The 19,829-nt window shown below is 41.0% G+C and carries 20 protein-coding genes; 9 read left to right on the top strand and 11 right to left on the bottom strand.

Annotated elements, in window-relative coordinates:
- Window positions 1-63 precede the first annotated feature (63 nt).
- From rodA to I593_RS11590, 6 genes are all read right to left on the bottom strand, one after another.
- Window positions 64-1,200 carry a rod shape-determining protein RodA gene (gene rodA, locus I593_RS11615; protein ID WP_016167769.1) on the bottom strand — a complete coding sequence of 379 codons (1,137 nt, stop codon included), beginning with the start codon at window positions 1,198-1,200 and terminating at the stop codon, window positions 64-66.
- A gap of 126 nt (window positions 1,201-1,326) precedes the next feature.
- On the bottom strand, window positions 1,327-2,049 hold the full coding sequence (gene ispD / locus I593_RS11610; RefSeq protein WP_026441131.1) for a 2-C-methyl-D-erythritol 4-phosphate cytidylyltransferase: 723 nt from the start codon (window positions 2,047-2,049) through the stop codon (window positions 1,327-1,329).
- Entirely contained in the window at window positions 2,009-2,410 is a 402-nt protein-coding gene (gene ftsB, locus I593_RS11605) for a cell division protein FtsB (protein ID WP_026441130.1), read from the bottom strand. The genes ispD and ftsB overlap by 41 nt, the downstream gene beginning before the upstream one ends.
- 17 nt (window positions 2,411-2,427) lie before the next feature.
- Window positions 2,428-3,717 carry a phosphopyruvate hydratase gene (eno, locus tag I593_RS11600; RefSeq protein ID WP_016167766.1) on the bottom strand — a complete coding sequence of 430 codons (1,290 nt, stop codon included), beginning with the start codon at window positions 3,715-3,717 and terminating at the stop codon, window positions 2,428-2,430.
- Between the two features lie 44 nt (window positions 3,718-3,761).
- Window positions 3,762-4,619: a 3-deoxy-8-phosphooctulonate synthase gene (gene kdsA, locus I593_RS11595; protein WP_016167765.1), complete on the bottom strand. Its 858-nt coding sequence runs from the start codon at window positions 4,617-4,619 to the stop codon at window positions 3,762-3,764.
- A gap of 38 nt (window positions 4,620-4,657) precedes the next feature.
- Window positions 4,658-6,295, bottom strand: coding sequence for a CTP synthase (locus tag I593_RS11590; RefSeq protein WP_016167764.1), 1,638 nt, complete (start codon window positions 6,293-6,295; stop codon window positions 4,658-4,660).
- A 227-nt stretch (window positions 6,296-6,522) separates the two neighbouring features.
- Here I593_RS11590 and I593_RS11585 point away from each other — a divergent pair, with 227 nt between their 5' ends.
- Window positions 6,523-6,930: a hypothetical protein gene (locus tag I593_RS11585; RefSeq protein ID WP_016167763.1), complete on the top strand. Its 408-nt coding sequence runs from the start codon at window positions 6,523-6,525 to the stop codon at window positions 6,928-6,930.
- Between the two features lie 73 nt (window positions 6,931-7,003).
- Here the strand turns inward: I593_RS11585 and I593_RS11580 are convergent, their stop codons facing one another.
- Genes I593_RS11580 through I593_RS11565 form a run of 4 tightly spaced genes read right to left on the bottom strand, consistent with a single transcriptional unit; the run spans window position 7,004 to window position 11,356 of the window.
- A complete protein-coding gene (locus tag I593_RS11580) occupies window positions 7,004-8,098 on the bottom strand; it encodes a YheT family hydrolase (protein ID WP_016167762.1) in 1,095 nt (364 codons plus the stop codon).
- Window positions 8,099-8,110: 12 nt separating this feature from the next.
- Complete coding sequence (locus tag I593_RS11575) at window positions 8,111-8,833, bottom strand: SGNH/GDSL hydrolase family protein (protein WP_016167761.1); 723 nt, start codon at window positions 8,831-8,833, stop codon at window positions 8,111-8,113.
- A 36-nt stretch (window positions 8,834-8,869) separates the two neighbouring features.
- Complete coding sequence (locus I593_RS11570; RefSeq protein WP_016167760.1) at window positions 8,870-9,277, bottom strand: nuclear transport factor 2 family protein; 408 nt, start codon at window positions 9,275-9,277, stop codon at window positions 8,870-8,872.
- Window positions 9,278-9,328: 51 nt separating this feature from the next.
- Window positions 9,329-11,356, bottom strand: coding sequence for an NADPH-dependent 2,4-dienoyl-CoA reductase (locus I593_RS11565; RefSeq protein ID WP_016167759.1), 2,028 nt, complete (start codon window positions 11,354-11,356; stop codon window positions 9,329-9,331).
- A 134-nt stretch (window positions 11,357-11,490) separates the two neighbouring features.
- On the opposite strand from I593_RS11565, the gene I593_RS11560 reads away from it, so the two are divergent.
- Together I593_RS11560 and I593_RS11555 are read left to right on the top strand one after the other, a co-directional pair.
- Complete coding sequence (locus I593_RS11560) at window positions 11,491-12,033, top strand: PadR family transcriptional regulator (RefSeq protein WP_016167758.1); 543 nt, start codon at window positions 11,491-11,493, stop codon at window positions 12,031-12,033.
- 17 nt (window positions 12,034-12,050) lie between these two features.
- Window positions 12,051-12,962, top strand: a complete 912-nt coding sequence (locus I593_RS11555) for an alpha/beta fold hydrolase (protein ID WP_016167757.1) — start codon at window positions 12,051-12,053, stop codon at window positions 12,960-12,962.
- 16 nt (window positions 12,963-12,978) lie between these two features.
- Here I593_RS11555 and I593_RS11550 read toward each other — a convergent pair whose 3' ends face one another.
- Window positions 12,979-13,893, bottom strand: coding sequence for a LysR family transcriptional regulator (locus I593_RS11550; RefSeq protein WP_016167756.1), 915 nt, complete (start codon window positions 13,891-13,893; stop codon window positions 12,979-12,981).
- 115 nt (window positions 13,894-14,008) lie between these two features.
- Here I593_RS11550 and I593_RS11545 point away from each other — a divergent pair, with 115 nt between their 5' ends.
- The 6 genes from I593_RS11545 (at window position 14,009) to benC (ending at window position 19,545) form a co-directional block, all read left to right on the top strand.
- Window positions 14,009-15,118, top strand: coding sequence for a muconate/chloromuconate family cycloisomerase (locus I593_RS11545; RefSeq protein WP_016167755.1), 1,110 nt, complete (start codon window positions 14,009-14,011; stop codon window positions 15,116-15,118).
- A gap of 15 nt (window positions 15,119-15,133) precedes the next feature.
- Window positions 15,134-15,424, top strand: coding sequence for a muconolactone Delta-isomerase (catC, locus tag I593_RS11540; RefSeq protein ID WP_016167754.1), 291 nt, complete (start codon window positions 15,134-15,136; stop codon window positions 15,422-15,424).
- A 132-nt stretch (window positions 15,425-15,556) separates the two neighbouring features.
- Window positions 15,557-16,477, top strand: a complete 921-nt coding sequence (gene catA, locus I593_RS11535) for a catechol 1,2-dioxygenase (protein WP_016167753.1) — start codon at window positions 15,557-15,559, stop codon at window positions 16,475-16,477.
- Window positions 16,478-16,560: 83 nt separating this feature from the next.
- Window positions 16,561-17,946, top strand: a complete 1,386-nt coding sequence (gene benA / locus I593_RS11530; RefSeq protein ID WP_016167752.1) for a benzoate 1,2-dioxygenase large subunit — start codon at window positions 16,561-16,563, stop codon at window positions 17,944-17,946.
- On the top strand, window positions 17,943-18,452 hold the full coding sequence (benB, locus tag I593_RS11525; protein WP_016167751.1) for a benzoate 1,2-dioxygenase small subunit: 510 nt from the start codon (window positions 17,943-17,945) through the stop codon (window positions 18,450-18,452). Before benA ends, benB begins: the two co-directional genes overlap by 4 nt.
- A gap of 76 nt (window positions 18,453-18,528) precedes the next feature.
- Entirely contained in the window at window positions 18,529-19,545 is a 1,017-nt protein-coding gene (benC, locus tag I593_RS11520) for a benzoate 1,2-dioxygenase electron transfer component BenC (RefSeq protein WP_016167750.1), read from the top strand.
- Window positions 19,546-19,829: the final 284 nt, after the last annotated feature.

The raw sequence follows: 19,829 nt of genomic DNA, 5'->3' as shown, positions 1-19,829 counted from the left end.
TGTAATAAATGAAAAAATAATGTTTCAAAGTATAAAAAAAGCCCCGATTGGGGCTAATGCTTTTTAACGGTGCGTATGCACTGACATAACTATTCCCATGCCAGCTAGTAGTGCAATTACCGCTGTACCGCCATAACTCATTAGAGGCAAGGGATCCCCTGTTACAGGTAAAATACCACTGATCATGCCAGAATTTAAAAAAACAAAGAAGAAGAAGGTCAGACCAATTGCACTCGCCAACAAACGACCATAGTTATGGAAGCAGTTTAGACCAATCATCATACAGCGGAAAATAATGGCTGCATAAAGCGCAAATAGGAATATCACACCTAAAAATCCGAACTCTTCTGAATAGGTCGATAAAATAAAGTCGGTATGATGTTCAGGCAAATAACCCAAATGAGATTGAGTACCTTCTAAATACCCTTTACCCATTAATCCACCAGAACCAATCGCAATTTTCGACTGAATAATATTCCAGCCCGCACCTAGCGCATCAGATTCTGGATCAAATAGCGTTAATACCCGCTTCTTTTGGTAAGCCTGTAAAACATACATCCATAACACGGGTGCAGCAACAGCTAACGCGGTTAAAGCCCCTAGAATGAGTCTCCAAGACATACCACTTAAAAACAGTACAAAAATCCCTGGAATAATCAAACCAATGGATAAGTCGGGCTGTAAGGCAACCAACACAAATGGCACAAACATAATGACCAGTGCCCCCAAAATATGAATCAATTTGGGTGGAAATCGCTTTCTAGCAAAATACCATGCCATCATTAACGGCATGGCAAACTTCATAAACTCACTGGGTTGCATACTGCCAATACCTGGTATAGTCAACCAACGCTTAGCACCTAAACGAGTATCACCTATCACAAGTACCAAAACCAACAACACAATTGAAATCAGATAGAAATACGGACTCGTCGCCTGATAAACCTTCGGTGGAATTTGTGCACAAAGAAATAACAGAATAAAACCCACACCAAAACTGGTGGCCTGACGCAGTACCATTCCCATATCTTCAGCAGTGGCACTATAAACAGCCATTAAACCAATAATAGAATTTACAACCAACAATCCCAACAACCAAGGATCAAGATGTAAACGGTGCCATTTGGAGGAATCGTCTTTAATACTTCGACCATCACGTAAGGATTGGCGTAAGAAACGATACTGTTGAGAAGGTATCATCTGATGAGGCAATACAGCTAAAAGTGAGCAAAGTATAAATTTAAACTGCGATAGAGTGAATGCTTAATTCCACGTTCAGGAAAATTATTTCGTAAACATTCACTGCAAGCGCAGAAGTTTTTTAAATTAGCTTTGCGACTGGATGATCAAACGCGCCAACTGCAAATCATCTGGATAGGTAATTTTGATATTATCCGAGCGCCCATGAACCACTTGTACAGGATGTCCTGCATATTCAAGCGCACTGGCTTCATCGGTAATCACTTGCTGATCTTGTAAAGCCAGTTCAATTGCTTGTTTTAATACACCCAGTTTAGCCATTTGCGGAGTTTGAGCTTGCCATAATAAATCACGACTTACTGTCTGACTGATGATCGCTTCAGTTTCAACCCGCTTTAAAGTATCGCGGACTGGAATGGCAAGAATAGCAGCTTGATCTGTTTCAATCGCTTTATGAACCAATGTATTTAACACAGGCAAAGTGACACAAGGACGTGCTGCATCATGCACCAACACCCAATCATCTTTATCCGCAATTTGCGTGAGATAAGTTAAGGCATTTAATACAGAGTCAACTCGCTCGTTACCACCAATACAAAAATGTGATTTTTCAGGAGCAGCCAAAGCCAAGGTTGAAATTATATTGTCATCTTGTGCGACAGCAAGTACATAACCTGCTAGTGCTAAACCGTTTAATCTCTCCACTGTATGCTCTAATACAGTTTTGTGATCAAGCAATTGATATTGTTTTAATTCAGACTGCGAAAAACGACGTCCAGAACCTGCGGCAGGAATCACAACCCAAAGCTTATTGCTCATTAACTGGCTCTGGTGGGATAGCATTGTCATCTTCATTGGTGCGCAAATCTGCTTTAGCATTAGGATCAATATAAATAGGTTTATATTGTGTACTGATGGTACTCATTTGAACAAACGTTTCACGCGGTTTAACCAAACCTAAATCTAAACGAGCATGTTCTTCTATGGCTTCAACACCATTTTTTAAATCATAAACTTCAGCTGCAAGAACGCGATTACGCTCTTTAAGCTCATCATTAATTTCTGTTTGTTGTTGGATTTTTTGAGTCAGTTGTTGATGATCATGGTAACCACCTTCACCAAACCAAAATAAGTACTGAAACCCTGCGATCAGTACGATCGCAAGGCCCAATAGTAATTTACTCGCAACGGAGTCAAATACATTTAACATAAATAGCATTCAATCGCTTAGTTCAAACCTTTGAACTCAGCTTTACCGCGATAGATTGCATTAGTCAACTCTTCAATACGAAGCAATTGGTTATATTTTGCAACACGGTCAGAACGGCAAAGTGAACCTGTCTTGATTTGACCAGCCGCTGTACCTACTGCAAGATCCGCAATTGTAGAATCTTCAGTTTCACCAGAACGGTGAGAGATTACAGTTGAGTAGCCATTTGCTTTCGCAAGGTAAATTGCATCAAGGGTTTCAGTCAATGTACCGATTTGGTTGTACTTGATCAGAATAGAGTTACCTACTTTTTGGTCAATACCACGTTGTAAAATCTTAGGGTTTGTTACGAATAAATCGTCACCAACCAATTGGATTTTGTCACCAAGGATAGACGTTAAGTAAGACCAACCTTCCCAGTCAGACTCATCCAAACCATCTTCAATTGAGATAATTGGATATTGGTTTACAAGACCTGCTAAATAGTCAGAGAACTGGTTGCTTGTGAATGCTTTATTGCCTTCACCCGCAAGGATATATTGACCATTTTTGTAGAATTCTGAAGATGCACAGTCAAGCGCAAGCATAATATCAGAACCAGCTTTGTAACCAGTTTGACCAATAGCTTCAAGAATAACGGTAATTGCTTCTTCGTTTGAACGCAAGTTCGGTGCAAAACCACCTTCATCACCTACAGCAGTGTTTAAACCTTTTTTGTTTAAAACTGATTTTAGAGAATGGAAGATTTCAGCGCCCGCGCGTAATGCTTCAGCGAATGAAGTAAAGCCAACTGGCTCAATCATGAACTCTTGAATATCAACGTTGTTGTCAGCATGTGAACCACCATTGATGATGTTCATCATTGGTACAGGCATGCTCAAAGTCGTTTGACCACGTAAGTCTGCGATGTATTGGAAAAGAGGAATTTTCTTTTCAGTAGCAGCAGCACGTGCAGCAGCCAAAGAAACAGCTAGAGTTGCGTTAGCACCTAGTTTTTCTTTGTTTTCAGTACCATCAAGCGCAATCATCGTGTTATCGATGTCTTTTTGCTCAAATACTGATTTACCCACTAAAGCGTCACGGATTAAAGTGTTTACGTTGTTAACCGCATTTTTAACACCTTTACCCAAATAGCGTGCTTTGTCGCCATCACGAAGTTCTAAAGCTTCACGAGAACCAGTTGAAGCACCAGAAGGTGCACATGCACGACCTACAACACCAGATTCTAGGATAACGTCTGCTTCGATGGTTGGGTTACCACGAGAGTCCAAAATTTCACGTGCACGAATGTCAACGATTTGGCTCATGAATAATTCCTCAGTTGATTAATAACGAGATGCCTTAGAAAGCATCAATGAGTATCTAATTTTGCGAAACCTTTTACCAAGGTATCTAATTCTTTTAGCTGTGCTAAGAACGGCTCAAGTTGGGCCATACGTAATGCACATGGACCATCACATTTGGCTTTTTCAGGATCTGGATGTGCTTCCAAGAACAAACCAGCCAGGCCTGTTGCCATACCTGCACGGGCAAGTGTCGTGATTTGCGCACGGCGACCGCCCGCTGAATCTGCACGACCACCAGGCGTTTGCAATGCATGCGTCACATCAAAGAATACAGGTACATTCATTTCTTTCATGATGTCGAAGCCCAACATGTCTACAACAAGGTTGTTATAGCCAAATGCAGAACCGCGCTCACATAGAATAAGCTTGTCATTTCCAGCTTCTAGACACTTATGCAAAATATGACGCATTTCGTGTGGAGCAAGGAATTGTGCTTTTTTAATGTTAATGATGGCATCGGTTTTTGCCATTGCTTCAACCAAGTCAGTTTGACGACTTAAAAAAGCTGGCAACTGAATAATATCTGCAACTTCTGCCACTGGTGCGGCTTGATACGGCTCATGCACATCGGTGATGATTGGCACATTAAAGTGCTTTTTAATGTCTGCCAACCATTCAATTCCTTTTTCCAAACCAGGACCACGGAATGAATTTAAGCTCGAACGATTCGCTTTATCGAAACTTGCCTTAAACACATACGGAATGTCTAAGCGCTTGCAAATATCAACATAAGTTTCTGCAATTTCAAAAGCTAAATCTTTTGACTCTAATACGTTCATGCCGCCGAATAGTACAAATGGCAAGTGGTTTGCCATTTGTATATCGCCTAAACGTACAATTTCTTGTGGTTTTAATTGTGACATTTAAACTTTCCTAGTTTAGTCCTAGACCTACCTTATTCTTAAGCTTTTTGATGTTTTGCTTTCGCTGCACCAATAAAACCTGCAAATAATGGATGACCATCACGTGGAGAACTTGTAAATTCCGGGTGGAATTGTACAGCAATAAACCAAGGATGTTGAGGAATTTCAACTGTTTCTACTAAGTGCTGTACAGGTGAATAGCCAGAAATTTTCATCCCTGCTTCTTCAAGTACTGGAATGAAACGATTATTCATTTCATAACGGTGACGGTGACGCTCTACAATCTCAGCTTTGCCATACACTTCACGTGTTTTTGTGCCTTCAACCAGTTCTGATTTTTGTGCACCTAAACGCATTGTGCCGCCAAGGTCAGACTCTAGGCTACGCTGTTGGACTTCACCACGCTCATCTAACCATTCAGTAATCAAACCAATCAATGGTGATTTAGTTGAACGATTGAACTCTGTAGAAGTCGCATCTGCAATACCTGCAACGTTACGAGCAAACTCAATTACAGCTAACTGCATACCTAAACAAATACCAAGGAATGGCACATTGTTTTCACGCGCATACTGAATTGCTTTCATTTTGCCTTCAGTACCACGTTCACCAAAACCACCTGGCACAAGAATCGCATCAGCATCTTTCAATGCAGTTGCTACGTCTTGACTTTCAAGGTCTTCAGCATTCACGTAATCGATTTGAACTTTAACGCGATTTTGAATACCAGCATGTAATAAAGCTTCGTTTACAGATTTATACGCATCTGGAAGTTCAACATATTTACCCACCATTGCAACACGAACTGTGTATTCAGGGTTTAACAATGCTTCTACTACATTGTCCCAATCTGAAAGATCAGCTTCTGGTAAATTATTAAAACCAAAACGTTCACAAATTAAATCATCAACGTCTTGCTCATAGAATGTGCGAGGAATTTGATAAATCGTTTTCGCATCTTTACACACCACAACCGCACGCGCTTCTACGTTGGTGAATAATGCAATTTTGCGTGTTGTATCCGCATCCACATCGTATTCAGTACGGCAGATTAAGATATCTGGTTGAATACCAATAGATAACAGCTCTTTTACAGAGTGTTGAGTCGGTTTGGTTTTTAACTCAGCCGCAGATTTGATATATGGCAACAACGTTAAATGCATCAGCATTGTGCGTTTGTGGCCTAATTCAACCATTAACTGACGTACAGATTCCATGAATGGGAGAGATTCAATGTCACCTACAGTTCCACCGATTTCTACGATGGCAACGTCATAACCTTCGCCAGCGCGAAGAACACGTTCTTTAATATTGTCTGTAATGTGTGGAATTACTTGAACAGTACCACCTAAGTAATCACCACGACGCTCTTTATTGAGTACGTCTTGATAAACACGACCAGAAGTAAAGTTATTGAGTTTGGTCATTTTCGCACGACGTAAGAAACGTTCGTAATAACCCAAATCCAAGTCAGTCTCAGCACCATCCTCTGTCACAAAAACTTCACCATGCTGGAATGGGCTCATCGTCCCTGGATCGACATTAATGTATGGATCCATTTTGACCATGGTGACTTTTAAACCACGGGCTTCTAAAAGTGCAGCAACTGAAGCAGCTGAAATACCTTTACCTAGTGATGAAACTACACCACCAGTAACGAAAATAAAATGGGTCATTAAGTTTCTCGTACAATGGAGCCTAAATCGGCCTACAATGTTGTGCGATTTTACTTTACTCTGCACCTAGAAAGCAAAGTCAATTAGCAGCAATTCATAGATCAATAAACAATTGGCTATTCTATCAGCATTTCCGATAAAAATTTAGTGGGGAATCTCAGGATTTTTCATCTGTAATTTTACTGCTATACTACGCGCACTCTATTTATGCTTTATTTTGTGCAATTATGAATAAGAAATTTTTAATTTGTGGTGCCCTTGCAATGGGTTTATTACTTACAGCATGTGTGAAAAAAGAAGAGCCTAAGGATGAGCAAACTGAAACAGCTCAAGCTGCTTCTGAAGCAACTGAACAAGCGCAGTTCCAACCGTTAGAAGCATCTAAACCTGAAGCTGAAGTTGTAATCCCGACTCAAGTTGAAGTTGTGCGTGAGCAAACTCCAAATACTACGACTGAAATTCGTCGTGAAGAAGCACCTAAACCAGCTACTTCTCAAGTAACTGAAGCACCTAAAGCTGAAGAGAAACCAGCTCAAGCTGTACAACAGCCGAAACCAAATACAGCTGCTCAGTCAGAAGATGATGCTGTCGCTGCTGCAATTGCCGCTGCAACTCCTGCATTAGACAATAAATAATTTAAAATTTATTTAAAAAAACCAGTTCAAATGAACTGGTTTTTTTAATGCTCGATAAAAAGTCATCAAAACTTTAATCTACATGCAATTTTAAATAATCTGCCATTAATTTTGCAGCCCATGATCGGGTTTGCGTAATCCCTTCATAAAAACCACAGTGACTGCCCTTTTTGGTCGTCACAACAATAACATTTTCCATTCTTTCAATCACTGATTTATAAGGATAAAAGTTTTTGATATGGCAAACGGGGTCATCCTCAGAATTTAAAACCATCAAAGGTATTTTAATATTTTCAAATACATGAATGGGATTAATGGCTTGGGTATAACTGGCATAGTCAGGATAACCTGCCAATTCAAAATAACTTTTCTCAAATTCGGCCAGTGTTTTGACCGCCAATACCTTCGACAATGAAGTCACAGGTTCCCAAGTTGTTAAATAAGGCTGGATAAAAGTCTTGAATAACTTTTTAGTCATGACCTTACTATAAAAAGGATGAATGTTCACAAAGCCAAGTTCAGTGTTATAGCCAGGACATAATGCGAAAGCGGCTTTAAAAGGAGTATCAAATCCTTGTTCACCTAAATAACGAACCAATAAGCCTGTACCCGCAGATGAACCTACAGCATATAAAGGTGAATCTGGAAATTGTTGCTGAATATAGGTGACTTGCTCCCGTAAATCGGAAGTAAAACCAAACAAGCTCATTTTTGGTACAGGTAAAGGTAAATCTGAATGCCCACGGCGCAAACACAAAGCAATACGCCAGCCCGTATATTGATGCAGATCTCGAACCAACTCTCTCATACTGGCCAGATTACCCGTAATCGTATGCAAAATGATGATCGTCGGGGTTTCTGGAGGTAAAGCTAGACCATACCACGCCACCGCAGTCACACCACCATCTTGCATGGTCAACTGATCAATTCGATCATACTCAAGTTGAATGGTTCGCTTCTTAATCACATCAAAATATAATAAATGTGCATGTGAGTTTGATAACCACGGGGTTGGGCGATATTTCTGTTGAAGCTGAGGTAACTTTTCTAGCACCTTTTTACTTTGCCCTTGTGGGCTATAGTACAGTTTTGGTTGTTCAGCACCGATAACCGAATCAATCCATTCCGAACCTAGAACTTTAATTTTATTTAAAGTAGATATTCTCATATCGATTTACCATTATTGATGATGAGTAAAAGATTGCTGTACTAATGTGGCGATCTGCTGACCCCAAATGGCATAAATTTCTTTACTTGGATGGAAACCATCACTTGCCATCGGCAAATTCATTGTTTGAAAAGCATGTATATCAAAATGTAGAAACTTAAACCGACTGTTCTGCGCTAAATATTGCTGTAATTGTTGATTCATTGCAGTTGCATATTGACCCAGTAACCATGCCAATGGATTCGGCAATGCAGGAAAATGCTGCATCGGTGGGACACCTGTAACAATAATCAATTTCGGCTGAAACCGATTCTGTATTTCTTCAAATAAAAGCTGTTGTTGCTTCAACCAAGATTTGACTGAAGTCAATTTGGTGACATCATTCACACCGACCGATGTCACCACCACATCATATTGCTGGGGTGCTAAATGCTGCGTTGCCCGAATGACTTGCTCCGTCGTATCGCCAGTCTTTGCATGTAGTTTCCAGAGAATCTGATATTCATCTTGTAATGCTTGAAGAATCGCGCCAGACAAAGCCTCACTTTGTGATTCTACTCCAACTCCTGCTGCAGCCGAGTCTCCTAAAATTAATAAGGATAATGGCTGCCCTTGACCAATTATTCCCTCACGATCACCACTGGCTTCTAAAAGACGTGGTGTATTCTTGCGAACTTTTACTCCTTGGAACACCAACACAGGCAATAAAGCTAAAGTCGAAAGTTTTAACCACATCTGTTTCATCTCAGTAATTGTATGAAAAAATATAAATTAAGCAGGCTGAAACTGCTTAATACGCTGTCCCATTTCAGCAGCCAATGCCTCCAAACCACTTTTGGGTCGAATCATCACTTCAAAATCAACAATTTGACCTTGTTCATTGAATTGAATCATATCGATCCCCTTCAACTTTTTTTCCCCGACATTTGCCGAAAACTCTAAAACAACAGATTGAGCATTTTCTGTCAGAAATTCACGGTGATAGGTGAAGTTTTCGAATACCTGAATAACATTGCTCAGAATAAACTGCACCACGGCTTTACCTTCATAAGGATGAAAAGCAACAGGAGATCTGAAGACCACATTGTCTGCTAACAATTCATTTAAATAGTCCATGTCACGTGTTGCAACCATGTGGTGCCATTTATGTAATGCATCTTGGGTTTGTTTTAATTGCATTGTTGTGTTCTCCTTAATTGATGAAAAGAGGACCCGTAGGTCCCCTTGGTTTTAAATGACTGCTGCAAGCTCAGCACCTTGACGAATTGCACGTTTCGCATCCAATTCACCTGCTTCTTTTGCGCCACCAATTAAGTGTACGGCTTTACCATCAGCTTTTAATTGATCGAACATTGCAGTGAAAGGTTCTTGCCCTGCACAAATCACCACATTGTCTACATCTAGAATCATTGATTTATCATTCACAATGATGTGCAGACCTTGGTCATCAACTTTTTCATAGCTTGCGCCCGCAATCATCTGTACATCACGGTTTTTCAAACCAGCACGGTGAATCCAGCCTGTGGTTTTCCCTAAACCTGCACCCACAGATGTAGGTTTACGTTGCAACAAGAAAATTTCACGCTCAGAAGCTTCTACTTGTGGTTGTTTTAGACCGCCCACATCGTTGTAATGCGTATCAATACCCCATTCATCATAAAATTTCTGTGGATTTAAACTGCCACTTTCACCTTCGTGGCTCAAGTATTCAGCCGTATCAAAACCAATACCACCCGCACCAATCACCGCGACACGTTTACCCACGGGCTTACGCTCTCTTAATACTTCGAGGTAGCTCAATACTTTTGGATGATCGATCCCTTCAAAGCTCAACTCGCGTGGTGTTACACCTGTAGCGACTACAATGTCATCAAAGTTGGCTTGGCTGAGTTCTTCATAAGTCGCTTTATGGTTCAATTGCAGCTTAATCTTCGGTTGTAACAATTCAATTTTACGCTTGAAGTAGCGTAAGGTTTCATAAAATTCTTCTTTACCTGGTACAGTTTTTGCAATATTGAACTGACCACCAATTTGGTTTGCAGCTTCAAAAATGGTGACGTTATGACCACGCTCTGCTGCATAAGTTGCAAAACTTAATCCCGCGGGACCCGCACCAATCACAGCGATATTTTTCGCTTGACCTGCTTCTTTGAAAATTAATTCTGTTTCATAACATGCACGTGGGTTCACTAAACAAGTTGCAATTTTCATCGAGAAAATATGGTCTAAACAGGCTTGGTTACAACCAATACAAGTATTAATTTCATCACTACGCCCTTGTTCAGCTTTAAGTACAAACTCAGGGTCCGCCAGCATTGGTCGAGCCATCGATACGATGTCAGCATCACCAGATGCCAAAACATGCTCTGCCATTTCAGGTGTGTTAATACGGTTAGAAGTAACCAAAGGTATGTTTACGCTACCTTTTAATTTTTTAGTCACCCAAGTAAATGCCGCACGAGGCACTTTAGTCGCAATAGTCGGAATACGCGCTTCATGCCAACCAATACCTGTATTGATAATGGTTGCACCCGCTTTTTCAATTTCTTTGGCTAAGTGAATAACTTCCTCTAAGCTTGAACCGCCTTCAACCAAATCCAACATAGATAAACGGTAAATAATAATGAAGTTTTCACCGACTGCTTCGCGGGTACGCTTTACAATTTCAATTGGGAAACGAATACGTTTTTCATAACTACCGCCCCATTCATCATCACGATGGTTCGTTCTGGCAGCAATAAACTCATTGATTAAATAACCTTCTGAACCCATGATTTCTACACCATCATAACCAGCGTATTGCGAAAGCTTGGCACAGTTTACGAAATCATCAATCGTTTGCTGAACTTCAGCAGAACTTAATTCCTTAGGACGACTTGGGTTTATCGGTGCTTGAATTGCAGATGGTGCAACAATATCTTTTTGATATGAATAACGACCAGTGTGCAGAATTTGCAGTGCAATTTTACCGCCCGCATCATGGACTGCCTGCGTAATGACTTTATGGTGCTCTGCTTCTTCACGGGTATCGAGCTTAGAACCCCCTTTAAAAGTCAAACCATGATCATTGGGTGAAATACCGCCCGTCACAATCAGTCCAACACCGCCTTTTGCCCGCTCTGCATAAAATGCTGCCATACGGTCATAACCACCTGGCGCTTCTTCAAGACCAACGTGCATAGAACCCATAAGTACACGGTTTTTAAGTGTAGTAAATCCTAAATCTAATGGGGCGAGTAAATGTGGATAATTGGACATGAGACCTCCATGGCTTGCAATGTGCTGGCTAAATTTTGCTTTTATGCAACTTGTTGCACTAATTTATAATCCAATTTTGAAATCTATGCAACATGTTGCATAATATCTGTACCTTATTTTTTTGATGCTAACTTATGTCTTTAGCACATGTTCTGTTGACCAGTCTGATGGAAAAACCAAGTACAGGGATTGAACTGGCACGGCGTTTTGACCGTTCTATGGGTTTCTTTTGGAATGCGACACATCAACAAATTTATCGTGAACTCAGTGCCATGCAGCAAAAAGGCTGGATTTCAACCATTGAAGATGAAAGTTCCAATAGCCGAAAAAAAACCTATCAAGTAGAGCAAATGGGTCGAACTGAATTGGCTGACTGGATGGTCAAGCAAAGCCCGCCCGCTCAACTGCGTGAAGAACTGATGGTACGTTTAAGAGCAGAAGCACAAGTCGGTCAGGCTACTGTATTGCCTGAGTTAGAAAGACACTTGATGTTGCATCAAGAAAAATTGAAAATTTATCAACAAATTTTTGCCAAAGACTTCTCATCTACAGAAAATGAAAATCGCACTTTATATATTCATAAAATGATTTTACAGTTAGGCATTAACTTAGAAGTGGGCTGGATTGAATGGCTTGAAACCATGATTACAGGCCTGAAAAAATTTGAGCAATCTTAAGAAATAGAGAAATTACCATGCCTTACTATCAAATGCCCGATCAAGAACAATTGTACGTTCGTGAATTTGGTCAGGGCAAACCTGTTTTAGTACTCTCAGGTTTAGGCATGCAAAGTTGGCAATGGCTACCTTTTTTAATTCAAAACAGTAACCAATTTAAATTCATTATTCCGGATTGGCGCGGGTTTGGTCGTTCAAAACACTGCCGTATACCTGAAATAGATGCTATTTCTAGTCATTGGCGTGATTTAGAGGCATTAATCCAACAATTAAAGTATCCTGACTTCACTGTTATTGCGTTCTCAATGGGTGCAACAATAGCCATGCATGGCATGAAATATGGAAATTTTAAACAATCGATCAATTGTTATTTACATATTGATCAAGCACCCAAAATTACAGTAGATAGCCGTTGGCCGTATGGTTTACTCAGTCAACAACACTCAAATTTTAAAAAACTCTTAGCTGAAATTTCACTGTTTTTCTCGGCCTTACCTCCTATTAAAAGTCTAGAAGATCTTGACCCAGCTTCACGTCAAGAATTTATTAAAATATGGAGTAAATTCGTATCATTACAAAATGGTCATCGTTTAAGCCCCATCTTATGGAACACCGCCTTAAAATACGATAAATTACAAAAACATCTCTTGCCCTTACACCGTCTCGACTATTTAGCGTGGTATATCAATAACTATCTATATCACAATGAAGATTATCGAGAATCTTTAACAGAATTGAGCTGTCCCACAACTTTTTTCATTGGGGAAAATTCGATACTTTATCCATCTCAAGGGCAAAAAATTATCGCGAATAGTGTTAAAAATGCCAAGCAAGTTATTTTTGAACGCTCAGGTCATGCTATTTTGATTAATGAACCTTTCAAATTTCAGCGAGAAATTTCCCGCTTTCTTTTGAATCAGTCCGAATAACAAAACTTTAGTTTAATTAAAGCACCGCTCGATCATATTTAATTGCTTCAAGATCATAAACTTGATAAATGCAATCAAATAGCGAGCGGATATCTTCACTTTCATCCATACTACGAATAGCGAGGAAGATTGGACTAACTGCGGCATCATCCAACAAAGGGATGTAGTTCAAGTGAGGAAACTGAATACTACAAGCACTTTCAGGCACAATGCAAATTCCTTCCCCTGCTGCCACTAAGCCCAGTGCCAATTGAATTTCACGGACTTCTCGCAAACTACGTGGCTCTAAACCGTACTCTGAAAATAGGCTACGGACTTGGGTCGAGAAATTAGGTTTAGGATGACTTGGATATAAGAACAAACTTTCTTCAACTAAATCTGCAAGATATACCCCTTGTTTTTGCGATGCTAAAGGATGACTGCTGTGAGCCGCAACCATCAAAGGTTCTTCACGCAATAACACACGACGAATTGCAGGATCAGAAATTCTTAACCGTCCAAAACCAACATCAATTCGCCCTTCTTTAAGCGCCTGAATTTGGTCTTTAGTACTCATTTCGATCAGTTCAATTTTAAGCTGTGGCTGCTGCTGACGGAATAAATACACAATTCTTGGCAATAAACCATAGAGCAATGACCCAACAAATCCCATTGTTACGGTACGTTCGACCATACCCACACGCTTAGTCATCGACTTCACTTCTTCAGCATTAGACAAAAGTTTAACCGCATGCTGATAGAAGAATTGACCTGCTGGCGTGGTCTGTAAAGGCCGACTACCCCGCTCAAACAACTGAATTCCCAACTCAGCTTCAAGGTTTTGAATCTGCCGACTCAGCGGAGGCTGGGCTATAAACAGTTTTTCTGCTGCTTTGGTAAAACTTTGTTCCTCTACAACCGCTACAAAATAGCGTAGGTGTCTAAGTTCCATAAGACTTCATACCTTTTAAATATAAAAAAATGCAAAAATGATCTTCGACAGGTTTAGTTCATTCTTTTAAGGTATATCAAATAAATTAGACAAATCAAGATAGCGAAGCCGAAAGATGTATAAATCGATTGAAACGTTGCTTGTAGAAATACCGACAATCCGCCCACATAAAATGGCGGTTGCAACAATGCAAACTCAGACCTTGGTTCTGGTTAAAGTCACCACAGAAGATGGCTTTATTGGCTGGGGCGAAGCAACCACAATTGGTGGCTTAGGCTATGGCGAAGAAAGTCCAGAAAGCGTCAAAACCAATATCGAAACTTATTTTGCGCCATTACTCAAGTCATTATCTGGTTTGAATGTGGCACAAACCATACAAACAATCAAACGCAATATCAATGGCAACCGTTTTGCTAAAAATGCCATTCAAACCGCTCTATTTGACATTCAAGCACAACGCTTAGGTCTACCCATCAGTGAAGTACTTGGTGGTCGTTTAAGACATAGTGTCCCAGTACTTTGGGTATTGGCTTCTGGCAATACAGAAAAAGATATTGCTGAAGCACAGCAGATGATTGCCAGCAAACGCCACAATACCTTCAAGTTAAAAATTGGTTCGCGTCGTGTGGAAGAAGATGTAGAGCATGTTTTAGCCATCAAACAAGCTTTAGGTTCAGATGTTTCTATTCGTGTAGATGTAAATCGTGCTTGGTCAGAACTTGAAGCAGTTAAGGGCATTCAACAGTTACAAGATGGTGGTGTGGATTTAATTGAACAACCCTGTGCTATCGACAACATTGATGCCATGCAACGTCTTACCCGTCGCTTTGATATCGCCATCATGGCTGATGAATCGCTAATGGGTCCAGACAGTGCCTATCGCTTAGCAAAACGTAATGGAGCTTCAGTCTTTGCAGTCAAAATCGCGCAATCAGGCGGTTTGGTTGAAGCCAGTGAAGTTGGAAAAATTGCCAAACTGGCAGGAATTGACCTTTACGGTGGCACCATGCTTGAAGGTCCAATTGGCACTATGGCATCGGCGCAAGTCTTTTCCACCTTTCATAATTTAGCATACGGTACTGAACTGTTTGGTCCACTGTTACTGACCGAAGAAATTTTAAAAACTCCGCTGCAATATCAAAACTTCGAGCTGATGTTACCGACCACAGCTGGACTGGGTATTGAAATTGATGAAGACAAAATTGACCGTATGCGTCGTCAGTAATTAAAGGAATTCTACATGCTTTACCACGTAAGAATGGATGTAAACCTACCGCAGGATATGCCAGCAGAACAGGCAAATGAAATTAAAGCGGTTGAAAAGGCATATTCGCAAGAACTGCAACAGCAAGGCAAATGGCGCCACATTTGGCGTATTACAGGCCAATACTCCAACATCAGTATTTTTGATGTCGAGAGCAATGATGAGTTGCATAACCTGTTGCAGGGTTTACCACTTTATCCCTACATGAATATTGAAGTGATGCCACTGAACCGACATCCCTCTTCTATTCGTGAAGATGATCGTTAAGCAAAGGAATAATGGGAAGACAGCTTCCCAACGTGTAAAAAAAATCTGTATTCACAAGGAATGTGGCCCGCTAAGTGTTTTGATGAGATCAAGCATGCGCCAGCCACTCAAACATACTTAAGGAGCGATAGTATGAACCGCCAACAAATTGATGCCCTCGTAAAAGAAATGAACGTCGACACTGCAACTGGTCCTGTCGATGCACGTGTACAACAAATTGTTGTGCGCTTAGTGGGCGATCTATTCCAAGCCATTGAAGACCTCGACATCAGTCAAACTGAACTTTGGAAAGGTCTGGAATATTTTACCGATGCAGGTCAAGCCAATGAATTAGGTCTACTCGCAGCGGGGTTAGGCTTAGAACATTATTTAGACCTTCGTGCCGATGAAGCCGATGCTAAAGCAGGTATTACAGGTGGTACGCCACGTACCATTGAAGGTCCACTCTATGTTGCAGGTGCACCAGAATCTACTGGTTTTGCCCGCATGGATGATGGTTCTGAAACTGACAAAATTCCAACTTTGTTTATTGAAGGTACAGTAACTGATACTGATGGCAACATTATTGAAGGTGCCAAAGTTGAAGTTTGGCATGCAAACAGCTTAGGCAACTACTCATTCTTCGATAAATCTCAATCTGACTTTAACTTACGTCGTAGTATTTTAACGGATGCTGATGGCAAATATGTGGCACAGACCACCATGCCTGTAGGCTACGGTTGCCCACCTGATGGCACGACTCAAGCGGTGTTAAATAAGCTAGGTCGTCATGGTAACCGCCCTTCACATGTACATTACTTTGTCTCTGCTCCTGGTTATCGCAAGCTCACTACTCAGTTCAACATTGAAGGTGATCAATACCTTTGGGATGACTTTGCCTTTGCAACCCGTGATGGTTTAGTTGCCACTGCTGTAGATGTGACCGATGAAGCTGAAATTGCTCGTCGCGGTTTAAATCAACCGTTCAAGCACATCACATTCAATATTGAGTTAGTAAAAGAACAGCAAGGCGCTCCTTCAACTGAAGTAGATCGTCGTCGCGCTAGCGCTTAACCCATATTTTAGGAACCGAAATGACATCTAAATCAACTGTCATTTCGGAGTGTTCCCCACATTTGGAACCTCGGAGAACGGACATGCCTCGTATTCCTGTAATTAACACCAGTCACCTCGATCGTATTGATGAATTGCTTGTTGACGATTTTGAAACTGGCGAATTTAAACTGCATCGCTCAGTATTTACTGATCAAGCCTTATTTGACCTTGAAATGAAATACATTTTTGAAGGTAACTGGGTGTACTTGGCACATGAAAGCCAAATTCCAAATAATAATGACTTCTACACCACGTATATGGGACGCCAGCCAATCATTATTGCGCGTAACCGTAATGGTGAACTCAATGCCATGATCAATGCCTGTTCACATCGTGGTGCACAACTTTGCCGCCATAAACGTGGCAACAAGGCAACTTACACCTGCCCATTCCACGGTTGGACGTTTAACAACTCAGGTAAACTCCTAAAAGTAAAAGATCCAAGTGAAGCTGGTTATTCAGATTGCTTTAATCAAGAAGGTTCACATGACCTGAAAAAAGTAGCACGTTTTGAAAACTACAAAGGCTTCTTGTTTGGTAGCTTGAATCCTGATGTTCCTTCACTGGAAGAATTTTTAGGTGAAACCACCAAAATCATTGACATGATTGTCGATCAGTCTGAGCAAGGTCTGGAAGTTTTACGTGGTTCATCAACCTACACTTACGAAGGCAACTGGAAACTGACTGCTGAAAATGGTGCCGATGGTTATCACGTGTCTGCCGTACACTGGAACTATGCAGCCACAACCCAACAGCGTAAAGAGAAAGAAGCAGGTGACAACATCCGTGCCATGAGCGCAGGTTCGTGGGGTAAACAAGGCGGTGGTTCATACGGTTTTGACAATGGTCACATGTTGCTCTGGACACAATGGGCAAACCCAGAAGATCGTCCGAACTACCCTAAAGCAGAGGAATATACCGAGAAATTCGGTGCACCAATGTCGAAATGGATGATCGAGCGCTCACGTAATCTTTGCTTATATCCAAATGTATATTTGATGGATCAGTTTGGTTCACAAATTCGTGTCTTACGCCCACTGGCAGTCAACAAAACTGAAGTGACCATTTACTGTATCGCCCCGAAAGGTGAAGCACCAGAAGCACGTACTCGCCGTATTCGTCAATATGAAGATTTCTTTAATGCTTCAGGCATGGCAACACCCGATGATCTTGAAGAATTCCGTGCTTGCCAAGCAGGTTATGCAGGGATTGAACTGGAATGGAATGACATGTGCCGTGGCTCGAAACACTGGATTCAAGGCCCTGATGACGCTGCCAACGAAATTGGGTTAAAACCAAAACTCAGCGGCATTAAAACCGAAGATGAAGGCTTGTACCTCGCTCAACATCAATATTGGCTAGAAACGATGAAACATGCCATTGCCTCAGAAAAAGCACTCGTGAATGAACAAGGAGAGATCGCATGAATGCCACTGCCACTTTAGAACGCAGCTCTCTCGAACAGATTGCACAGTTTCTTTATCAAGAAGCACGTTTTCTAGATGATGAACAATGGGATGACTGGTTAAATTGTTATGCTCCATCTGCTTCTTTTTGGATGCCTGCTTGGGATGATGATGACCGTTTAACTGAAGATCCTCAGTCTGAAATTTCACTAATTTATTACCCAGACCGTCAAGGTCTTGAAGACCGTGTGTTCCGTATTAAAACCGAACGCTCTTCTGCAACCATGCCAGATACCCGCACCAGCCACAATATTAGCAATATTGAAGTGATGGCACGTGATGGCAACAAAGTGACAGTTCGTTTTAACTGGAACACCTTAAGTTTCCGTTACAAAACCAACTACAGCTATTTTGGCATGTCACGTTATGAAATCGATTTTTCAGGCGCGCAACCACAGATTTTAAGCAAATACGTGGTCCTGAAAAATGACTATATCAATCAAGTCATTGATATTTACCACCTCTGATTTAAGCGTCATCCCTTCAGTCAAATGGAATGTTGACTGAAGGTCAAGTTTCAAAGTTTTTAGTAGGATTCTAGCCATGTCAAACCACAATATTGCACTTCAATTTGAAGATGGTGTTACCCGTTTTATTAGCGTCGCTCAGGGCGAAACTTTGTCTGATGCGGCTTACCGTCAAAAAATTAATATTCCTTTAGATTGTCGCGATGGTGCCTGTGGAACATGCCGAGCTTTCTGTGAATCGGGAAGTTATGACATGCCTGAAGAAACCTACATTGAAGATGCACTCACCCCAGAAGAAGCTGAGCAAGGCTATATTCTAGCTTGCCAATGCCGCCCAACATCCGATGCTGTATTCCAAATTCAAGCATCATCTGAAGTATGTAAAACCGAGATTCACCAATACCAAGGCACTTTAGTTGCTGTGGAAAACTTATCAGACTCAACCATCACTTTTGATATTCAACTTGACGAAGGTCAACCTGATATTCACTTCCTTGCTGGTCAATATGTCAATGTTGGCATTCCAGATACCACAGAAACACGTTCATATTCATTTAGTTCTAAACCAGGCAACCGTTTAACAGGTTTTGTGGTGCGCAACGTACCTAATGGAAAAATGAGTAGCTTTTTAAGTAATAGCGCCAAAGCAGGCGATAAAATGACCTTTACAGGTCCATTTGGCAGTTTCTACTTACGTAATGTAGTTCGCCCTGTCGTCATGCTTGCTGGCGGAACGGGAATTGCGCCATTTATGTCCATGCTTCAAGTGTTAGAAGAAAAAGGCTCAGAGCACCCTGTACGTTTAGTGTTTGGTGTAACCAATGATTTTGATTTAGTTGCTTTAGAACAACTTGATGCACTTCAAGCCAAACTTCCATGGTTTGAATATCGTACCGTGGTTGCAAGCCCAGACTCAGCACATGAGCGCAAAGGCTATGTGACTGGACACATTGAAAATGAATGGCTCAATGGCGGTGATGTCGATGTCTACCTATGTGGCCCTGTTCCTATGGTCGATGCTGTTCGCAGTTGGTTAGATAGTGAAGGTGTAAAACCTGCAAACTTCCTATTTGAAAAATTCTCCGCAAACTAATACATCACCCAATATTTAAGTTATAGAAAAGATGGTACGCGAAAATGTCATTTGCAATTGTTCGAGGCCAGACTACTTGGTAAAAATGCTTTTTTGGCGAGGAGGATATCAAGTCATAGGTTTCGACGAGTTCTACAAATGACAATGGTTCTGCTTACTTTTCCCAAAAGAAAAGTAAATCTAACCAAAGGTTAATCCAGTAACTGATGTCCAGCTATTAGGATGTAGGCGTGCCAAATTGTATAAATTTAAAAATTCATCTTTATATTGGATGATAAGTGAGT

The sequence above is a fragment of the Acinetobacter tandoii DSM 14970 = CIP 107469 genome (assembly GCF_000400735.1).
GTDB classification, from domain to species: domain Bacteria; phylum Pseudomonadota; class Gammaproteobacteria; order Pseudomonadales; family Moraxellaceae; genus Acinetobacter; species Acinetobacter tandoii.
Note: the sequence above shows the minus strand (reverse complement) of the source record. Positions and strands in the feature narration are given on the sequence as shown.

Bases quoted from the DNA above. Each gene is read 5' to 3' on its own strand.
- rodA (WP_016167769.1), bottom strand. From the start codon at position 1,200: ATGATACCTTCTCAACAGTATCGTTTCTTACGCCAATCCTTACGTGAT.
- ispD (WP_026441131.1), bottom strand. From the start codon at position 2,049: ATGACAATGCTATCCCACCAGAGCCAGTTAATGAGCAATAAGCTTTGG.
- ftsB (WP_026441130.1), bottom strand. From the start codon at position 2,410: ATGTTAAATGTATTTGACTCCGTTGCGAGTAAATTACTATTGGGCCTT.
- eno (WP_016167766.1), bottom strand. From the start codon at position 3,717: ATGAGCCAAATCGTTGACATTCGTGCACGTGAAATTTTGGACTCTCGT.
- kdsA (WP_016167765.1), bottom strand. From the start codon at position 4,619: ATGTCACAATTAAAACCACAAGAAATTGTACGTTTAGGCGATATACAA.
- I593_RS11590 (WP_016167764.1), bottom strand. From the start codon at position 6,295: ATGACCCATTTTATTTTCGTTACTGGTGGTGTAGTTTCATCACTAGGT.
- I593_RS11585 (WP_016167763.1), top strand. From the start codon at position 6,523: ATGAATAAGAAATTTTTAATTTGTGGTGCCCTTGCAATGGGTTTATTA.
- I593_RS11580 (WP_016167762.1), bottom strand. From the start codon at position 8,098: ATGAGAATATCTACTTTAAATAAAATTAAAGTTCTAGGTTCGGAATGG.
- I593_RS11575 (WP_016167761.1), bottom strand. From the start codon at position 8,833: ATGTGGTTAAAACTTTCGACTTTAGCTTTATTGCCTGTGTTGGTGTTC.
- I593_RS11570 (WP_016167760.1), bottom strand. From the start codon at position 9,277: ATGCAATTAAAACAAACCCAAGATGCATTACATAAATGGCACCACATG.
- I593_RS11565 (WP_016167759.1), bottom strand. From the start codon at position 11,356: ATGTCCAATTATCCACATTTACTCGCCCCATTAGATTTAGGATTTACT.
- I593_RS11560 (WP_016167758.1), top strand. From the start codon at position 11,491: ATGTCTTTAGCACATGTTCTGTTGACCAGTCTGATGGAAAAACCAAGT.
- I593_RS11555 (WP_016167757.1), top strand. From the start codon at position 12,051: ATGCCTTACTATCAAATGCCCGATCAAGAACAATTGTACGTTCGTGAA.
- I593_RS11550 (WP_016167756.1), bottom strand. From the start codon at position 13,893: ATGGAACTTAGACACCTACGCTATTTTGTAGCGGTTGTAGAGGAACAA.
- I593_RS11545 (WP_016167755.1), top strand. From the start codon at position 14,009: ATGTATAAATCGATTGAAACGTTGCTTGTAGAAATACCGACAATCCGC.
- catC (WP_016167754.1), top strand. From the start codon at position 15,134: ATGCTTTACCACGTAAGAATGGATGTAAACCTACCGCAGGATATGCCA.
- catA (WP_016167753.1), top strand. From the start codon at position 15,557: ATGAACCGCCAACAAATTGATGCCCTCGTAAAAGAAATGAACGTCGAC.
- benA (WP_016167752.1), top strand. From the start codon at position 16,561: ATGCCTCGTATTCCTGTAATTAACACCAGTCACCTCGATCGTATTGAT.
- benB (WP_016167751.1), top strand. From the start codon at position 17,943: ATGAATGCCACTGCCACTTTAGAACGCAGCTCTCTCGAACAGATTGCA.
- benC (WP_016167750.1), top strand. From the start codon at position 18,529: ATGTCAAACCACAATATTGCACTTCAATTTGAAGATGGTGTTACCCGT.